An 18518-nucleotide genomic window follows, 5' to 3' on the forward strand; every position below is an offset into this window, starting at 1 on the left:
CATGTCGCCCGTATGCAGTTTTTTGAGAAATTAAGGCTCAATGTTGCTCCATTACCCCCATATTCATAACTGGAGAAATAAGTGCTGTCTGCCCCTGTTGATGGGCAGACAGCACCAAAAAGATAGGCGTATTCAAATTGTTGTTGTCTTACTGCTCTTGGTCGTGTTCCTTTTTCTGTCCAGAGCTTTGTCGTTGTATTCTGCTGGCCAAAGCGTGCTTCATCTTGGAACCATACATCAATGTTTTCATGACTGACATTCCATGGGATCGTACGGATCATTTCACTTTCGAATTTTTTAAAAAGTCTCTTGTACTTCATCTGATTTTTGGGGGTGTCTTGAGCGACTTGTTATCCAACTAAATCCTATCGACTTTAATAGCTTATAAATAGCATTACGATGATAATTAACGTTAAAATTAGTTTTAATATAAGATTGAATACTCTCACCTGTTAACCGTCCCCCAGTCTCTGAATGGCTTTGAGTTTTTATATATACCCAAGCCACTTCAAGATTTGAGGTTCAGGACTGCTGAGCAATTCATGATCTAGGCGCATCTTTGCATTAATGGTTACTCCCTTAAAAAAAGATGGAACAACGAGCATGATTTTCTCAGAAGTCCCTGTAAGGTTGGTTTATAAATACTTTATGCAGCGTTATTGATTTTGAAAAGGGAATAACCATGTTCTTCAATCAATGCCTGCCTAAAGCATTTCTAATTCCAACTGAATCCTGCATCTTGAAGTGGTTTGGGTATATATGCTAAGTGCTTTCTTTTCCTGCTCATTTAGGTAACTAGGTCTGCCTGTAGGCTATTTACGACAAAGTCGCTCGGTAATTAGGCCGACAGTTTCCCTTGGTAATCACACTACTACAGGTAATAGATTTTTTATAACACGTACTTTTTAGACTCTTGTATTTGATTATATAAAGGCGTTATTTCATCTATTTGTTCAAATTTTAGCGCATCTAATGGCTCTAATTCATTAGGATTACTTCCTGTGATCAAAGCTTCCTTTTGTTGCTCTAACTGCGCTTTAAGCTCCTTTATACGCTCTGAAAAAATATTTTTATCTGACTTTGTTAAATATGATGAATTTCCAACATTTTGCTCTGCTAAAGTTAACATATCTATCCTAACGTCTAGCTCTTTAAGCTTTAAAAAATCAATGCCTAATCGTGCAAACACAATAGCCTCTTTCATTTCATGTCGTTCAATTTCCACTTCAATAGGTATATTCATGATTTCTTTAAGGGTTTTATCAAATAAATTTAATTCATAATCTCGATCTTTCAAATAAGGCTTAATAGTTTGTTTAACATCAATGCTCAGTTCACTATAAAGCGCTTTTGTTTTATCTGAAATTTCAGCTACGCTTCGTTCTCCTCTTAAATTAGATTTTTTGGCCACCTCTTCAAATAATTTAAAATGAGTTTCTGTCATATCTGAGCCATTTTTATTGCCTAACCGAGCTTGAGAGGTGTCAAAACCATTTAACCCAAGTAATTGATTGCTGATCAGTGACATATTATTCCCTTCATTGAATTGAATGAATTATAAAGCAATATTCAAGCCAAGTTACTGACGATTGATAGTGTTAATCAGTTATTTAATGAACTTTATCATTCGGCGTTTCTCATTTTTTGTCATTTTTAAACAAATATAATTAACCCATTAATGCGCTATCTAATTAAAGTATTATAAAAATTAAGTTCATCATCTAAGTTATAATAATAGAATCAAAGATAAGGTTATTTAAAGGTATATGATGAACCCTAACGTGGTGAAATATAGTATTGTGATTGTTATTTCAATGTTTTTTGGTGCTTTTTTTACTTATATTAATGTAATGCCACAGAATGTTGCTACAAATATAGATCCAAAAAACAACAGCAATACTGCCATATCAGCCAACTTAATAGCCAATAAAGAAAATAGCGTTAATATCTCTTTCAATGAGTTAGATGTGCCACCTTCTAAATTTGATAATTTTAAACAAATAGTCCAAATCGGCACAGGATTTGAGCAAGGTTTAGCTGCATATCATTTAGCAAGTGATATGCAATTTGCTGAGTTATCAGTAAACTTAACCGCTTTGTTCAAATTAGAAAAACAGGATCCTGCTGTAAAACTTTCGTATATTGTGCGCCAAAGAATGCTATTACTCGATCCATTAGCAACGGCACAACTTTATTATTCACACTTTAAATTATATCAGGAGAATTTAGATAAAAGAACAATAAGCGCTTTTCGCGGGATATTACATGATTGGGCACTACTTGATATTAAGAATGCGCTTTCATTTGTTAAAGATAACTTTCCTATAAAGCAGCAAGAATACTATTTTGATTATTTACTAAAAGATAATCACTTTAAACAAAGTGGTTACTTATTTGCGCAAGCAAATCAGTTTTCACCCGCGATTCAACAAAAGGCGTTAAGGGCTAAACTTGATTCAATGAAACCAGAATTAGCATTTGAAAAGCTATTAGCGTTAACTCTACCTCCAAGAGAAAGATATTATATGTTTCGCTCTGTTATAAAAAAGTGGCAGTCGGCTTCACTAGATAATTATCTCTCTCTTCAAAATAAACTCATTACCTCAAACTTAGCTAATCGTGAAAAAGAGAAATTAATAAATGAAGTGTTTATCCAATGGGCAGATTCAGATCCCGAATCAGCGTTAAGTGCGATATCACAAATAAAATATGGTAAACAATCAACTTATATAACCAGCATAATGTCTGAGTTGGCTAAAAAAGATGGAGAGCATGCCGTTTTAGTGGCCAAAACATTTTCTAAACAGCTTGGTAATGAGATCATTGATACCGCAATCTCTGAATGGGCAACATACGATCCACAAGCAGCAACACAGTACATTGAAAAAAATGGCCTAACTAAAAATCAAAGTTTATTGTACAAGGTGGCACAAACATACGGCCGAAAATCGCCAAAAGAAGCATTACAATGGGCTGAAAATTTAAATGCGCCAGAGGCCGTATTTCGCAATATTTCCAGATCATTAATAAACTCATCCCCTGAAGCCGCACAGAATTATTTAGACTCAGTGACTAATCAAAAAGTAAAAAACGCTATGTTATCAGCAATGGTAAACGAAAAAAGTAGATATAATAGCGAAGAAGCTCATATTTGGTTAAATCAATACAGCGCAGAACCAGGTTTTAAAGAAGCACAGCAAACCGTTTTTTATAGTTGGATTCGCCAAAATCCACAACAAGCTGTGCATGCATTATCTGAAGTAACTGACAATAAACAATTGCATAATTTAATTCCTACAATGGCTTATCAATGGTATAAAAAAGACCCTACGGCCACTGAAAATTGGCTAAGACAGTTAAATAATACAGCGATTAAAGATCTGGCGATTTTACGTATTGTAATGTACGCTTTATCCAATGATATTGGACATGCAAAAACACTTATTTCAGAAATTAATGATGAAAAAATAGCCGAAAAAGCAAAGAAAAGGTTAAACCACTATGAAGAAACGCATGGTAACTAGTGATACACTTTTCTTAAATTTATTTAATTCAAATCTTTATAAAAACAGTAGATTCTAAACTCAAACAGAGATTTTTATGCAGTATATCATGGTATTAAATATCGTAAACTCGACATTCGCGCTTTTATTAATTTTTAAGAGAGAAGTTCAAATAGTCATATATCAGTTTTTATTTTTTAGCGACTAAAAATAACCCAACAACTACGAATATTGCACCTATAATTCTATTAGCACTAATTTCTATTTTTGGAAAACCCAACCATCCATTATGATCGAGCGCCAAAGAGGCTATCATTTGACCACATACAACTGAAATTGCTAATACCACAGCACCTAATTTAGGCGCTAAAAATATCGACATTGTGATATTAAATGCACCTAACAACCCTCCAATCCATGCCCACCAAGGAATTGAAGCCAAAGCACCAGATTTAAACCAAGCATCACCTTGAAAAAATGCAATGATACCTAGTATGATTGTACCCACTAGAAATGAGATAAATGCCGCTTGAATTGGATTACTCAGAGCTAATCTTAGTTGAGAATTAACACCGGCTTGAGACGCAAGAGAAATACCAATCAAGACACTTAGTGGTAATAATAAATACATTCCTAAATTTCCCAATTTCTATCCTTTTTTATTTTTTAAAAACAAGTAGGTAACGCTCTACTCTCTTGGAATATCAATCAAAGGTGTCGCCAAAACATTACCATTTGTCGCCGTAATCTCAGTCATTAATTCATAATGAAATTTATCTATTGGGTGCTTTAATTGCATTGATATCTCAAATACCTGCTCAATTGACTTAGCTCTTAAATACCATAACAAATATTTTTTATTATCTATCTCTACTTTAAACCAAGATTCAATTTGTACGTATTCATCTTTCAAAGTGGCCGCCGCTTCATCAAGTCGAGATGAAATCACTTTTTCCCACTGTTCCACTTTATCTTCAGTGCCAGGTTTTAGCTTAATTAACCCTGATGCATATTCCATTTTCACACTCTTAAATTTCTAAATATTTAGTCTCGTATACAAAAAATTTATGCGGCGTTATTGATTTTGACAAAGGAGCCATCATTTTCTGAAATCAATACCTTTCCTAAATTTTTTAATTCCAACTGAAATTCGTACCTTGAAATAGTTTAGGTATATAATTGCTTAATCATCTAGTACTTACAACCAGTTTTTAGATATTTTTCTTGCATCCATTGGTCTCATAATCATGTTTTTCATAAGACTGAAATTCATTACTGATATGTATAAATTAAACGTCTCATTAAGTTAACCGAATTTGGCTTGATATACATTTTAAAATTAAAAGTTACAATAAGGTGGACGGCTATCAACCATAAGTATATCTAATTTAGTTTGTGCTCTTTTTGGATTTTCAATATCAATGCTTTCAATCATTTCACATTCATCTCTCACCATTTCTGCAATACTAATTGGATAATGACGGCAATCTTCAGGACGATCCAAATAAATACCACAAGTATACTTTACTTGTTTTGATAGTTTACTCTTTGGCATAGTTTCTAAAAATGGGCAAGTGGATAGTTGTTTATTTGTTTGTGGATCAAACCAAACTTTTCCATTTTTAACATACTCAAATATATGGGGTTGAAATAGCTCCCACATATCAATTTCTTCCATAGTAACACTCAGATCAGCGCCACCATATTTCATACAACATTTGCCACATTGGTTACACTCTTTCATTGGTAAGCTCCGTGATTTAATACCTGTACTTAAAATTGTAACATTTAAGTAATTGAAAGAGTGAAATCGGCCTCAATAAGTTGTATGAAGATCTCTAGACTTAATTTTAAAGAGTAGTTTGTCTACTAATATATACCCAAACCACTTCAAGATGCAGGATTCAGTAGGAATTAGAAATGCTTTAGGCAAGGCATTGATTGAAGAACATGGTTATTCCCTTTTCAAAATCAATAACGCTGCATAAAGTATTTATAAACCAACCTTACAGGGACTTCTGAGCAAATCATGCTCGTTGTTGCCTGCATGGATGTAGGTACTAGAGCAATGCAGGAGCATATTGCCGGTCCATCTTTTTTTAAGGGAGTAACCATTAATGCAAAGATGCGCCTAGATCATGAATTGCTCAGCAGTCCTGAACCTCACATCTTGAAGTGGCTTGGGTATATATTGAAATGTAAGCCGCTGATTCAATACATAGACCAAATTTAAAAAATTTCCACGTAATCCACATTAAAAAATTTCACCTTCGCCATATTAGTCTAAAAAACAACCACTTTGGCTCTATAAATAAAAACACAAATAAATATCAGTTGAATATATATTGTTATTTAATTGTTAAGAAACTAACTTGTACCTGTTTTAATACGGAAAATAAACAAGGATTAAAAATGTATAAAATAAACACTGTAACATTAATAGCGCTGGGCTTATTCGTAACAACAAGCGATGCTAAAGTTTCACTTAAAAATATTTCTGCTCCACCTATTATAATTGCTAAGACTATAAAACATACGCTATCCCTATCACCTTTAAACAATGTAATGTCTAATGATAATAATCAAAAAACAATACAAAAAACCATCACTGAGCCTGGATCTGAATTCATTAAAGTGCACTTTAACAGATTCAATATACCATTGGGTGCATATGTCACCGTTGCCAGTGCTGATGGCAAGGAAATATATAGGTATGATGGTATTAATAACAAAAATGCGACGTTTAATGGTCAAATAGGAGAAAATGGAATCAATCAGTTTTCTGCAATGTCGGTTTTTGGTGATGTTGCTGTTGTTACATTACATCTGCCAGAAGGTGTACATTGGACCCAATCTCATCAAATCGAAGTAGATCGATTCAATGCAGGTCAAAATGAAGCAATACCTCTAAATATAAACCCTAGTGATATCGATCCTACTTCCTCTTGTGGTGTAAATGAAAGAGTTGACGCTGTCTGTTGGGCATCAAGTAACCCGGTAGAATTTGAACGCACAAGACCTGTTGCACGCTTACTCATGGCGGGCTCAGGTCTATGTACAGGTTGGCGCGTTGGCGCAGAAAATCATATGTTTACCAATAACCACTGTTTATCAACACAAAGTAAACTGGCTGATACTGAAATTTGGTTTAATTATCAAAAAACAACCTGTGGTGGCTCAACTTTTTCGGGTACAGTAAAAGTAACAGGTAAAGATTTATTAAAAACAGATTACGATTTAGACTATTCTGTATTTTCAGTTAATGATTTTGCAAGTATTGCCAGTTTTGGTCAATATGGTTTAGATGTAAGAACTCCCACTCAAGGAGAGACAATTTATATTCCACAACATGGCGCAGGAAATCCAAAGGAACTGTCTATAGAAAGTGATCAAAATACCAATGGTTTATGTCAAATAGATATTGCAATCGCTAATGGACGTGCAACAGACTCTGATACAGGCTACTTTTGTGATACCATTGGCGGTTCATCTGGTTCACCTGTTTTAGCAAGTAGTAGTAACAACGTTATTGCTTTACATCATTTTGGTGGCTGTGAAAACCAAGGTGTCAGAATTGATAAAATATGGCCTCAAGTAGCGAGTATATTTAATAATCAAGTGCCAGTTGGAGATAATGCATCAGGTGGCAGTAATCAAGCGCCCGTAGCTGAAATTACATCAAATTGTAATGGTCTAAGTTGCAGTTTTTCAGCTGAAAACTCATCTGATGTAGATGGCTCTATTATAAATTATCAATGGCAATTTGGCGATGGTAATACAGCTTCGGGTAGTCTAAATCAGCATGCATATATTCAAGGAGGTACTTACAGTGTTAGCTTAACTGTAACCGATGATGATAACACAACAAACACCCAAAAAATTGATGTTTCAGTATCAGATAATAATTCAAACGAACTTTCTTCAGGCGTTGTACTGACTAATATTGCAGGTAACAAAGATCAAGAGCTTATTTATTACATAAATACACTAGAAAATGATACTAAAGTTAATGTAGTTACATCCGGAGGAACCGGTGATTTAGACTTATATGTGAAATCAGGTCAAATACCGACAAAAAATAATTATGATTGTCGCCCTTACGAAAATGGTAATAATGAAACTTGTGACGTTTTACTTGGAACCCCTGGTACAGTTTATATTAAGTTAATTGGTTACAGTGCATTTTCTAATACCACTTTAGTTGCAACTAATAGCACCAGTCCATCATCTGAATTTCCAATAAACAATTTAACCGCAAGCAAAAATCAATGGTTATATTTTGATTACATTATGCCTGCAGGTAGCACTCAAGCAACAATAAGTACTTCTTCGGGTTCTGGAGATGCAGATTTATATGTGAAAAATGGTACGCTACCATCAGATACAAGTTACGACTGTCGACCTTATCAATCTGGTAATAATGAATCTTGCACACTTTCAGCTAATGCTGGAGATGTTTTAAAAATAGGTATAAAAGCTTATACCAGTTTTAGCGGAGTAACATTAAACGCGCAATAAGACCTAAACTAATACGCATATGAATTATTCATATGCGTTTGTTAAACTCTGTTACAAAGTTTAACTTACATCAATACCAGCTTCATCAACCTCTATAATATCAGTCTCTATTGCTGAGTCAGCTATCCATTTTTGTAAGCTAGGGCAATCTAGTACGCGTGTCATATAAGCAGTCGCACCATCATTAATTTGAATACCATATGTTTTAAAACGCAATACAACAGGGGAAAACATGGCATCAGCAATAGACCATTGGTCAAATAACCAACCACCTTGCTCTTTAAATTGTAGATGTTGCTCGGACCAAATAGTCTCAATACGCTTTATATCTTTTTTCGCTTGTTCTGAGAGTATCACATTCCTTTTTGCTCTAATATTCATAGGCAGTTCGTTACGAATACCCATAAACCCAGAGTGCATTTCACATGCCAATGCTCTTGCCTTGGCTTTATTTTTTGAACACTGTGGCCATGCAATTCCTGATAAATAAGAATCATTGATATATTCGCATATAGCTAAGGAGTCCCATACTATAGTTGTACCATCAATTAAAGTAGGGACTTTTTGTGTAGGACTGAGATTTTCTAATCGTTTATAAAATGTATCAGTGCCTAGTGTTAATTTAATTTCCTTAAAATTAAGCCCATGCTTTTTAAGCATTAACCATGCTCTTAGTGACCAAGTAGAGTAATTTTTATTTCCAATATAGAGTTCCATAGCGTGTTATTTCCGTTATTTATCTGAGTTCGTAGTGGCACTTTATAGAGGTTTGTATGGTTTTAATATCAGATAATTTTTATAATACCTATAAATAAATCGAATAGGTATGTCACGTTTTATGGATATAGAAGCATTGAGAAGTTTTTTAGCTTTTGTAGAGACGGGAAGTTTTACACGAGCAGCAAAGCAAGTTCATCGCACACAATCAGCAATTAGCATGCAAATGAAAAAGTTAGAACAAAATATTGATAAATCCTTATTTGAAAAAAAAGGACGCTTATTGGTTTTATCTCAAGATGGGCAAGTATTTACTGGGTATGCACGGCAATTACTTCAGTTACATGATGAAACGTTAAACAAGATGCAAACAGAGGTACCAAGTACATTATTACGCTTAGGTTGCCCTGATGACTATGCTGAGTCGGTTTTACCTAAAGTAGTAAAATTTTTACATCAAACATGGGTTAATTTAGATTTGCAAATTGTGTGTACACCAAGTAATCGCGTCAAATTGATGTTAGATAGTGGTCATTTAGACATAGGGATCACTACTCGTTCCACTAACTCAGAAGAGGGGTATTTATTACAATCTGACCGAGGTATTTGGATATTCAATAGCAATGAAACTGCTCATTTAACCATACCGTTACCCATTGCAGTATTTCAGTCTGATTGTCGCTTCCATCAAGCGGCCATAGAAGGTTTATTAAAACAAAAAAGGCAATTTAAATTAATTGCATGTAGTGGCAGCGCAAGTGCACAAAGAGGTATTGTGCAGCAAGGTTTGGCTATTGGCGCTATGGCCAAATTAAGTAAAGGTAATTTAGATGAGCTGAGCTGCGATAATTTACCTCAATTACCAACTATAGAGATTGTTTTATTACGCTCAAGTAGTAAAAATAATCCTATTTCTGAGGAACAGTTAATTTCGCTGTGTGAGAGTTACCGACAAACAGAAATAACTTTATAAAATATGAATAGCGTGAGTTTAGGTAAAAGCAGCTTCAAGATATCGCATCTACGTCTTGGTTTATCCCTAAAACTGCTTATTTTATTATTTAGTGTAATTAACTCAAGACTATTTCCATGAAAAAGATGATAATTACGCCCATTATGATCAACCCGCTATTTGGCCGTTATTTTCTAATTTAAATACTGCTAATAAAGCGCATGACCTCTGTGGACACTACTCAATGGAAATTAAAGTTAATTTTCTCGATAACCTTAGACTTGAAGCTAAGTTTGATGATTTTTCTGTTATAGCAGATCAACCTATTCGCTATAAAGGTGACGGTTCAGCACCTAGCCCTTTTGATTACTTTTTAGCATCTTCAGCTCTGTGTGCTGCTTATTTTATGAAAGTTTATTGTGCTGCTCGCGATATTCCAACAGATGGCATTAGACTGTCTCAAAATAATATTGTTGATCCTGAGGATAGATATAATCAAATTTTCCAAATTAAAGTCGAGATACCAGAAAGTATTTCTGATAAAGATCGCCAAGGAATTTTACGTTCAATAGAACGCTGTACCGTTAAGAAAGTGGTTCAAACCGGTCCTCAATTCAAAATTGAAACAGTAAAAAATCTAGATGAAGATGCGCAAGCTATGCTTATGGCACAACCTGCGGATCAATCAAATACTTTTATCTTAGGTAAAGACTTACCCCTTGAGCAAACTATTGCAGATATGACGCGCATACTAGCTGATCTTGGTATGAAAATTGAGATTGCATCTTGGCGTAATATCGTACCAAATGTATGGTCGCTACATATTCGTGATGCAGCATCTCCTATGTGTTTCACAAATGGTAAAGGTGCAAATAAAGAAAGTGCTCTTTGTTCTGCGCTTGGTGAATTTATCGAACGTCTTAATTGTAATTTTTTTTACAATGATCAATTTCTAGGTGAAGAAATTGCCAATAGTGATTTTGTTCATTACCCAAATGAAAAATGGTTTAAACCTGGTGATAACGATGCCCTACCTACAGAAATATTAGATGAATATTGTCGTGAAATTTACGATCCTGAAGGTGAGCTATGTGGTTCTAACCTGATTGATACCAACTCAGGTAACCGTGAACGCGGTATTTGTTCTATCCCTTACGTTCGTCATTCAGATGGAAAAACCGTATATTTCCCATCAAACCTCATTGAAAATTTATTCTTAAGTAATGGCATGAGCGCAGGTAATAACTTTGCAGAAGCAAAAGTACAATGTTTATCTGAAATATTTGAACGTGCAGTGAAAAAACAAATCATTGAACAAGAAATTGTATTGCCAGATGTCCCTAAACAAGTTATCGCAAAATACCCAACTATTTTAGCTGGGATAGAGGGATTAGAAGCACAAGGTTTTCCTGTCATCGTAAAAGATGCTTCATTAGGCGGACAGTTCCCAGTGATGTGCGTCACGCTGATGAACCCAAAAACAGGAGGTGTATTTGCCTCATTTGGTGCTCATCCGAGCTTTGAAGTTGCCCTTGAGCGAAGCCTTACTGAATTATTACAAGGCCGTAGTTTTGAAGGCCTTAATGATGTACCTAAACCTACTTTTAATAGCTTAGCAGTATCTGAGCCTGAAAACTTTGTTGAACACTTTATTGATTCTACAGGTACGATTTCTTGGAAGTTTTTTAGCACTAAGTACGATTATGAATTTAACGAGTGGGATTTTTCAGGCACTAATGAAGAAGAAACTGCTAGCTTATTTGCTATTTTGAAAGATTTAGGCAAAGAAGTATACATTGCTGAATTTTCAGTTCTAGGCACAGCTTGTCGTATCTTAGTTCCTAATTATTCTGAAGTATATCCAGTTGAAGATCTTATCTGGGATAATACAAATAAGTCGCTTAATTACCGTGAAGATATCCTAAACCTTCACTCACTCAGTGACGATGCTTTATCAAATTTAGCTGAGCGTTTAGAAGACAGTCAGTTAGATAACTACACTGATATTATCAGTTTGATTGGTATCGAGTTTGATGAAAATACCGTTTGGGGTCAGTTAACTATTCTTGAGCTTAAAATATTAATTTACCTAGCACTAGGTGAATTAGAAGATGCTATAGAGTTGGTAGAGACATTCTTACAGTTTAATGATAATACCGTTGAACGTGGTTTATTTTATCAAGCTGTTAACGCTGTACTTGAAGTGATATTAGATGAAGAACTTGAACTTGACGACTTTATTGACAACTTCACTCTTATGTTTGGTAAAGAGAAGATGACTAACGTTGTTGGCTCTATCACTGGCGATGTCAGGTTCTTTGGTTTGACTAAAACAAGCATGAAGCTAGAAGGCCTAGACAAGCACTTAAAACTAATCGAAAGCTATAAAAAGCTTCATTCTGCTCGTGTAATTAAAGCTAAATAATTATATCAAAAAGCCAATTTTTAATTTAGAAATTGGCTGAACAAAGTAACTAATCAGATAATATAAACTAGAAGTAATACCTATCTAATTATAAACTTATATATAGCTTACAATTTAGCAATATAAATAAAGATTTTAATCGATTGGATATGAGTCCTAAACTGGAGATAAGTAATATGCTTAAGTTATTAAATATATCTAGATTTAAATGGTTTATATTCAGTTTCTTCCCCGCATTTTTTTATTTCAACTCAACTGCTTTTGCTAATGAAAAAATCGCCGTTGGTTATTTCAAACAAGGTAAATATATTGTTAGTAAAGGGACAAAAACGCCAACAGGTTATATATTTAATAAAAATTCAAATAAAACCATAAAACTCTCAACTTTAGATTGGCCACCGTATATAGGTCAAAATTTATGTAATAAAGGCTGGGGGTTTAATTTCACTGTGGCACTACTTGTCAGTAAAGGATATCAAGTTAAAATTGATTTTTTACCTTGGGCCCGTGCCGTTAGGTCAGTGGAGTTTGGCATTAGCGATATTTTATTTCCTGAATATTATATTGAATATTCAGCTCCTTCTGATTATGTAAAAGACAAACGGCGTAGAGAAATATTAATGCTGTCTAATGAATTTCCTGGCGGTATGATTGGTTTTTTAAAACGTAAAGGAGAGACTGATAAATTTAAAGGTAATTTACATAACCTTAAAGGAGAGGCGATTGGCGTAGTTAGAGGTTATCAAAATACCCCCGAATTCGATATTATGATGGATAATGGTGAATTTAACATAGTTCAAGCCGTTGATGATTTACAATTAGTGAAACTACTCGTAGCTAAGCGAGTAAACTTAATAATTGGTGATCCGATAGTATTACGTTTTACGGTTAATTACTCTGATTTACCTGCTCCTGAAAAAGCAAAATTATTAAATAGTATCGAGCAAGTTAAGCCTGAGATTCAATATAATGCTTTATATTATGCCTTGAGCGTAAAAAATAAAAATGCACATGAGATTCTAAAAGATATTAATACTGCTTTAAACGAATTTAAAAATAGTGGTGAAACTCAAAGGATCATAGATATGGGAAATAGTGAATGTTTACTTTGAAAGATGGAAATACAATGCGGTAATGGTTGAGTTTTAACAGATTGCCAAAATGACTAACGTATCACCACTAAGGATAAGCTTTTGTAAAGCAATGCGTGAAAAGGTAAAACGATATATCCTGCCAAAAAATGAAAGCGCCTCAAAAGAACAAACGTCCGCATTTAAAAAACCCATTCCCCATTCAGTCAATACATGCTTAACTGAATGATGTTAGAGTACAAGGAGCTTTAAAGAATTTACACTTCGTTGTTATGTCAGTGCTAAAGGGAATACATCAATTCACTGACATGCCTAACATTATAAAACGTCATAAGCTCTGATTGGTCATTTAATATTATTTACCCTGGTGATAATCAATGAGGTAAGGTGCTTATCACTAAAGCCTACTCTTGATTAGTGAATTTTACTTATTTTTAACAGCGACTGCGTGCGCAAAGCTGATATGTTTTTCATTCATTTTAATAAACTGACTAGCACACAAAGAAGCAACCGCAATTAAAGCACCAGCATAAAATACCAATGAATTATCAACTAACCAAAGTACACCAAAACTTGCAGGTATTACAACAGCAGCAATATGATTGATGCTAAAACTCACAGCAGAATTTGATGCGATATCTTTTGGATCGGCAATTTTTTGAAAGTAAGTTTTTAAGGCAATTGCCATAGCAAAAAACAAATGATCAATGACATACAGCATCGCAGCAATATCAGCAGACTCCACAACAGCGTAACCAACAAAAACAATCACTAAGCCAGTGTATTCTAAGGTAAGTGCTTTTCGCTCTCCGACTTTACCTATCCAAGCACCTATTTTTGGCGCTAAAAAGAAATTGATTAGATGATTTATTATATAAAGTAATGTAATTTGCTGAACGCTATAACCAAATTTATCAACCATTAAGAAACCCGCAAAAACAACAAATATTTGTCTTCGAGCCCCAGATAAAAAGGTCAGTAAATAATATAAACTGTAACGTTTTCTCAGAATGATTTTCTTGTGTTGAGTATGTTTCACTTCGAATTTTGGCATAGCCATGAATAGCCAAATTGTCAAGATCAGACCTGATAAACCAAAAAATAAATAGAGAAATTGATAGCTAGTAGAAAAAAAGCTAAAACCTAACCAAATAAGACCGTAACAAACCAAAGATGCAGCTGATTTAATAGACATTAACTTACCCAACTTTTCAGCTGTTTCATTTTTATTAAACCACTGTAAGCTTAATGAAGTATTTACAGTTTCGTAATAATGAAAGCCTATGGACATTAAAACAGTGGTTGCATACAGGCCGTAAATACTTGGAAATAACCCTGTGATGGCAACCCCAATAGATAAAATACATAAAGATATCAGTGCAAATACTTGCTCTGTTAAAACTAATAAAATAAATACTGCTGTAAAAGCTAAAAATCCAGGGATCTCTCTAAGAGATTGCAATATGCCAATTTCAGCCCCTGTAAAAAATGCCTGCTCTATAGCAAAGTTGTTTAGCATTGCTAACCATGCCGCAAAAGTGGCTGACATAACAATACTTGCCACCACTAAAAAAACAAATGGTGTTTGCCATACCTTATTATTCGTATTACTTCCAAAGAGCTTTATAATTTTTTGATTCATGCTGTTCCTACAAAATCATTAATAATATCTAGTTTGTGTAGCAAAGGAGAACAGTATATTATTTCCACCCAATGTCTAAAATATGAAATTATGCCAATTAACTTATCAAAACAGACAAGTTTAAAATGGACAAAACAAAGTCCAAGTAGGCTCTATCCAGAGCTACCTAGGCCAATTGTTTCAATTGCTCATGAATTTAAAGCGATGACACATATTGTTAGTCATTCTCACCCATGGTCACAATTGTGTTACTCATGTAAAGGGGTTACTCAAACAGAAACTAAAGAAGGTATATTTGTTTTACCTCCAGAGCAAGCCTTATGGCTACCAGCCAAAGCTGAACATCAACAAAGGCTAAAAAACAGTGGGAGTAATCGTAGCCTATATATCGATCCTGATTGGAGTGAGCCTTTAGGAAATAAAGTGCGCTCATTAACTGTTGACCCTTTATTAAAAGCACTGATCTTAGAGATTGCTAATTGGCCTGAACAATACCAACAAACAGAGCAAACGGATCGACTTGTTCGAGTTTTAATTGATAGACTAGCCATTGCGCCAAGCAATGAATTATTTATGCCTACAATAAAAGACAATAGGTTGTTACCAATTATTGAAGTGTTAAACAATGAACCTGCAAATAAATTAACGATAGAGCAATGGGCAACAAAAGTCGGGGCTTCAAGTCGCACATTAAACCGCTTGTTTAATAAAAGTTATGGCATGGGTTTTAGTAAATGGAAGCAAAAAATTAGAATTTTAAAATCATTAGAGCTGTTAAATGAAGCGGTGCCACTGCAAGAAATCGCCTATAGCTTAGGTTATGAATCCTCTTCAGCCTTTTTAACTTGCTTTAAAAAACAGTTAGGCTGCTCTCCTAAAAAATATATATTAAAATAATTCCCTACGATAATTTAATCATTAATGAAAAGCATACGCCATTTTTAAAAAGAGCTTTAAGCATTACTTTTAGCACTTAACAGCATATATTCCTTGGCATACTCCCATAACATTTGTGCTTGTTTAATATTATCTTCCTCGCCAATTCGGTACAAAGCCAGTGCGTGTATAGCATAGTCTTTCGCAGTGGTTTCATCATTTAAATTCAGTAAATTAACATCTGAATAGCCTTCTTGAATATTCATATTTATACCTAAGGTCGTTTTCAAATCATCAAAATAGTTCTTGATTATTTAAAGCAAATTTTAAGCCACTAATAACTGATATAAAATATAACTAATAAAACAGGCCACATATATGTGACCTATTTAATATCTTTATAATTAATATGTGGCTTTTAAGCTAACACCTGAATAACTACTATAAGCTTTTATTAAAACATGTACTGTCGTTGCTTGATTTACACTCATAGTGCACGTTTCAGTATTACCATTGCGATAAGGTCGGCAATCATAATTTGTATCTGTCGGCTGAGTACCTTGTTTCACATACAAATCACCATCCCCAGTACCCCCAAACATTTGCACTGTCAAACTTGAATTTGCAGGTACATCTATTTGATAAAAATTATCTGATCCAGTACTACCTGATAAACCTGTTTTTGCCACACCATTTTCTAAACAGCCATTATCAGTACACCCACCAGTTGCAGATTCAAAACTGCCAGTAATAGAAGTGCTGTATGATGAATATCCATGAACCATTGCATACATTTTACCCGCTGGTGGATTATCAATTACACAGCTTTCTGCATTACCATTTTTATAAGGTCTGCAAGAATAAGTTGATAATGTTGCTTTTTGTCCTTGATTAACATAGAGATCTGCATCACCCGAACCACCTGAAATTTCAAGTGTGACACTTGACGCAGCTGATGGTACATCTATATAAAAATCCATTGTGCTTCCAGCACTACCTGAAACAGCTTTTAATTGGTTATTTGATAATTCAGTTTCTTCAACAGGACAATTATTAACACACACTATATCTTCAGCTAATGCAAATAACATCTTATTAGGTGAACCCGATTTTGCATCGGTCACTACATTACTCGTTGATCTAGCGTTTAATAAGCTTTCCACTTGTGCACTCGATAATCCTGTATTTTCATCTAAGTAAAGCGCAGCAACACCTGCTACATGTGGCGCAGCCATTGATGTGCCACTAATCGTATTTGTTGCTGAATTAGAGTTATACCATGCAGAGGTTATATTTGAACCTGGGGCATAAATATCTAAACAATTACCATAATTAGAGAAACTAGAACGAGAATCACCATTGGCAGTAGAGCCAACAGTAATTGCACTTGCAGCCCTTGCAGGGGAGTAATTACATGCATTACTATTATCATTACCTGCAGCAACAACAAAAGTTATGCCTGCAGCAACAGCCGAATTTACCGCATCATCAGTTGCTTGTGAAACTCCTCCTCCTAAGCTCATATTAGCAACTGACGGCCCTGAAGCATTGTTTTTAACCCAGTTAATTCCCTGGATCACACCTGAATTACTACCTGAACCATTACAACCTAATACCCTTACGCCAACAACATTTACATTTTTAGCTACGCCATATGTTGCACCACCTATCGTGCCAGCTACATGAGTTCCATGACCATTACAGTCTGTCGCATTATTATCATTATCAATAAAATCATAACCACTTGTTGCGCGACCACCAAATTCATTATGAGAATTTAGTACACCAGTATCAACAACATATGCTGTGACTCCTGTACCATCAAAGTCATAATGATAATTACCATCTAGAGAACCTGAACGTTGGTCAACGCGATCTAACCCCCAAGTTGGGCTTGCTTGGTCTCCTGAAGCTGCAATGGGAGTTGCATACATCATCTGATCTTGCTCAATATATGCAATATTTGGATCTAAAAGTAGTTGTTTTAATTGTTTTTGCGTCGCATCAATTAGAACTCCATTTAACACACTGCCGAAGTTACTTTGAATATTTACATCATATTTATTTTTTAAAGATAATCCTTGTTGTGTTGCAAAGCCTTCTATTGACTGTTGACTATCTAAATTCAAAACGCTGGGAGTATTAAATACAACGATATATTTGTCTTTTATTGCTTTTGATTCATCGACTTGTAATAAAGTTGCTTTATATTCATTTGCTTGAACAGATGAATATGAAAGTACAGCTGTAACTGCTAGCGTCACTAAATGTTTTTTTTGCATTTTATTCTCCATTAATTGTTGTTTTTTTGCCCTGAGGCCAATTAAATCTAGCTCAACATTACCTTTTACAGGTACTTATTTGTAACTAATTGTAAACAAAAAATGAAAAATAATGGAATGGAATTGATTACTTTACATTCATATCATTAACTAAAATTAGAATTTTGTAGTTGTATCTGGCATTGAACAGAGAGAATTACAAATTTTCATTTAAAATGCTTTTTAAGAGGCATTATTTGAAGTATTGAGCTTAAATGCACTTAATTAGTAATGGTTCAAAATGTTTTTATGTAAATAACTAAAAATGAATATGTCGTGTAAAAATAAATTAGTCAAACTTCGTCGATAATGCAACGAATAAAATGATAAAGTTACCTGATCAATGTCTGCTATAAAAGGAAGTAAAATTTAAAAGTGGCAATAAAAAAACATGTATGAGATTTTAAGTATATGTCCAATTTTGATTGTATTTCACATTAAATTATTGGCTTGCTTTTATTACCTAACAAAAA

The 18518-nt window shown here is 34.3% G+C and carries 16 protein-coding genes and 1 pseudogene; 7 read left to right on the top strand and 10 right to left on the bottom strand.

What is annotated here, in order from left to right:
- The 3 genes and pseudogenes from CJF42_RS29485 to CJF42_RS05850 form a co-directional block, all read right to left on the bottom strand.
- Nucleotides 1–281, bottom strand: a pseudogene (locus CJF42_RS29485) (hypothetical protein); the annotation flags it as partial.
- Nucleotides 282–297: 16 nt separating this feature from the next.
- Entirely contained in the window at nucleotides 298–507 is a 210-nt protein-coding gene (locus CJF42_RS29255; RefSeq protein ID WP_095365782.1) for a helix-turn-helix domain-containing protein, read from the bottom strand.
- A 382-nt stretch (nucleotides 508–889) separates the two neighbouring features.
- Complete coding sequence (locus tag CJF42_RS05850; RefSeq protein WP_095365783.1) at nucleotides 890–1528, bottom strand: hypothetical protein; 639 nt, start codon at nucleotides 1526–1528, stop codon at nucleotides 890–892.
- Nucleotides 1529–1766: 238 nt separating this feature from the next.
- Between CJF42_RS05850 and CJF42_RS05855 the strand changes: the two genes are divergently transcribed.
- Nucleotides 1767–3524 carry a hypothetical protein gene (locus tag CJF42_RS05855; RefSeq protein WP_141235490.1) on the top strand — a complete coding sequence of 586 codons (1758 nt, stop codon included), beginning with the start codon at nucleotides 1767–1769 and terminating at the stop codon, nucleotides 3522–3524.
- A 169-nt stretch (nucleotides 3525–3693) separates the two neighbouring features.
- On the opposite strand, the gene CJF42_RS05860 is transcribed toward CJF42_RS05855, so the two are convergent.
- The 3 genes from CJF42_RS05860 to CJF42_RS05870 all read right to left on the bottom strand — a co-directional run bounded on the left by CJF42_RS05860 (nucleotide 3694) and on the right by CJF42_RS05870 (nucleotide 5247).
- On the bottom strand, nucleotides 3694–4149 hold the full coding sequence (locus CJF42_RS05860) for a DMT family transporter (RefSeq protein ID WP_095365785.1): 456 nt from the start codon (nucleotides 4147–4149) through the stop codon (nucleotides 3694–3696).
- Nucleotides 4150–4191: 42 nt separating this feature from the next.
- Entirely contained in the window at nucleotides 4192–4521 is a 330-nt protein-coding gene (locus CJF42_RS05865; protein WP_095365786.1) for a DUF6176 family protein, read from the bottom strand.
- A 321-nt stretch (nucleotides 4522–4842) separates the two neighbouring features.
- Nucleotides 4843–5247, bottom strand: coding sequence for a YkgJ family cysteine cluster protein (locus CJF42_RS05870; protein ID WP_095365787.1), 405 nt, complete (start codon nucleotides 5245–5247; stop codon nucleotides 4843–4845).
- Nucleotides 5248–5532: 285 nt separating this feature from the next.
- On the opposite strand from CJF42_RS05870, the gene CJF42_RS27240 reads away from it, so the two are divergent.
- Nucleotides 5533–5736, top strand: a complete 204-nt coding sequence (locus CJF42_RS27240) for a hypothetical protein (protein WP_170940492.1) — start codon at nucleotides 5533–5535, stop codon at nucleotides 5734–5736.
- A 179-nt stretch (nucleotides 5737–5915) separates the two neighbouring features.
- Nucleotides 5916–8021, top strand: coding sequence for a PKD domain-containing protein (locus tag CJF42_RS05880; RefSeq protein WP_095365788.1), 2106 nt, complete (start codon nucleotides 5916–5918; stop codon nucleotides 8019–8021).
- Nucleotides 8022–8081: 60 nt separating this feature from the next.
- On the opposite strand, the gene CJF42_RS05885 is transcribed toward CJF42_RS05880, so the two are convergent.
- Nucleotides 8082–8738, bottom strand: a complete 657-nt coding sequence (locus CJF42_RS05885) for a glutathione S-transferase family protein (RefSeq protein WP_095365789.1) — start codon at nucleotides 8736–8738, stop codon at nucleotides 8082–8084.
- Nucleotides 8739–8859: 121 nt separating this feature from the next.
- On the opposite strand from CJF42_RS05885, the gene CJF42_RS05890 reads away from it, so the two are divergent.
- From CJF42_RS05890 to CJF42_RS05900, 3 genes are all read left to right on the top strand, one after another.
- On the top strand, nucleotides 8860–9711 hold the full coding sequence (locus tag CJF42_RS05890; RefSeq protein ID WP_095365790.1) for a LysR family transcriptional regulator: 852 nt from the start codon (nucleotides 8860–8862) through the stop codon (nucleotides 9709–9711).
- Between the two features lie 223 nt (nucleotides 9712–9934).
- Nucleotides 9935–12115: an OsmC domain/YcaO domain-containing protein gene (locus CJF42_RS05895; protein ID WP_095365791.1), complete on the top strand. Its 2181-nt coding sequence runs from the start codon at nucleotides 9935–9937 to the stop codon at nucleotides 12113–12115.
- A gap of 176 nt (nucleotides 12116–12291) precedes the next feature.
- Complete coding sequence (locus CJF42_RS05900) at nucleotides 12292–13227, top strand: substrate-binding periplasmic protein (RefSeq protein ID WP_095365792.1); 936 nt, start codon at nucleotides 12292–12294, stop codon at nucleotides 13225–13227.
- A 403-nt stretch (nucleotides 13228–13630) separates the two neighbouring features.
- Here the strand turns inward: CJF42_RS05900 and CJF42_RS05905 are convergent, their stop codons facing one another.
- A complete protein-coding gene (locus CJF42_RS05905) occupies nucleotides 13631–14848 on the bottom strand; it encodes an MFS transporter (protein WP_095365793.1) in 1218 nt (405 codons plus the stop codon).
- 90 nt (nucleotides 14849–14938) lie between these two features.
- Between CJF42_RS05905 and CJF42_RS05910 the strand changes: the two genes are divergently transcribed.
- Complete coding sequence (locus CJF42_RS05910) at nucleotides 14939–15745, top strand: AraC family transcriptional regulator (RefSeq protein WP_095365812.1); 807 nt, start codon at nucleotides 14939–14941, stop codon at nucleotides 15743–15745.
- A gap of 56 nt (nucleotides 15746–15801) precedes the next feature.
- Here the strand turns inward: CJF42_RS05910 and CJF42_RS05915 are convergent, their stop codons facing one another.
- Nucleotides 15802–15990, bottom strand: a complete 189-nt coding sequence (locus CJF42_RS05915; RefSeq protein WP_095365794.1) for a hypothetical protein — start codon at nucleotides 15988–15990, stop codon at nucleotides 15802–15804.
- Between the two features lie 138 nt (nucleotides 15991–16128).
- The gene (locus CJF42_RS05920; RefSeq protein ID WP_095365795.1) at nucleotides 16129–18006 is read right to left on the bottom strand and encodes a S8 family serine peptidase; all 1878 of its coding nucleotides are present in this window, start codon (nucleotides 18004–18006) and stop codon (nucleotides 16129–16131) included.
- Nucleotides 18007–18518 lie beyond the last annotated feature (512 nt).

Origin of the sequence: Pseudoalteromonas sp. NBT06-2, assembly GCF_002276045.1 — a bacterium.
Lineage (GTDB): Bacteria > Pseudomonadota > Gammaproteobacteria > Enterobacterales > Alteromonadaceae > Pseudoalteromonas.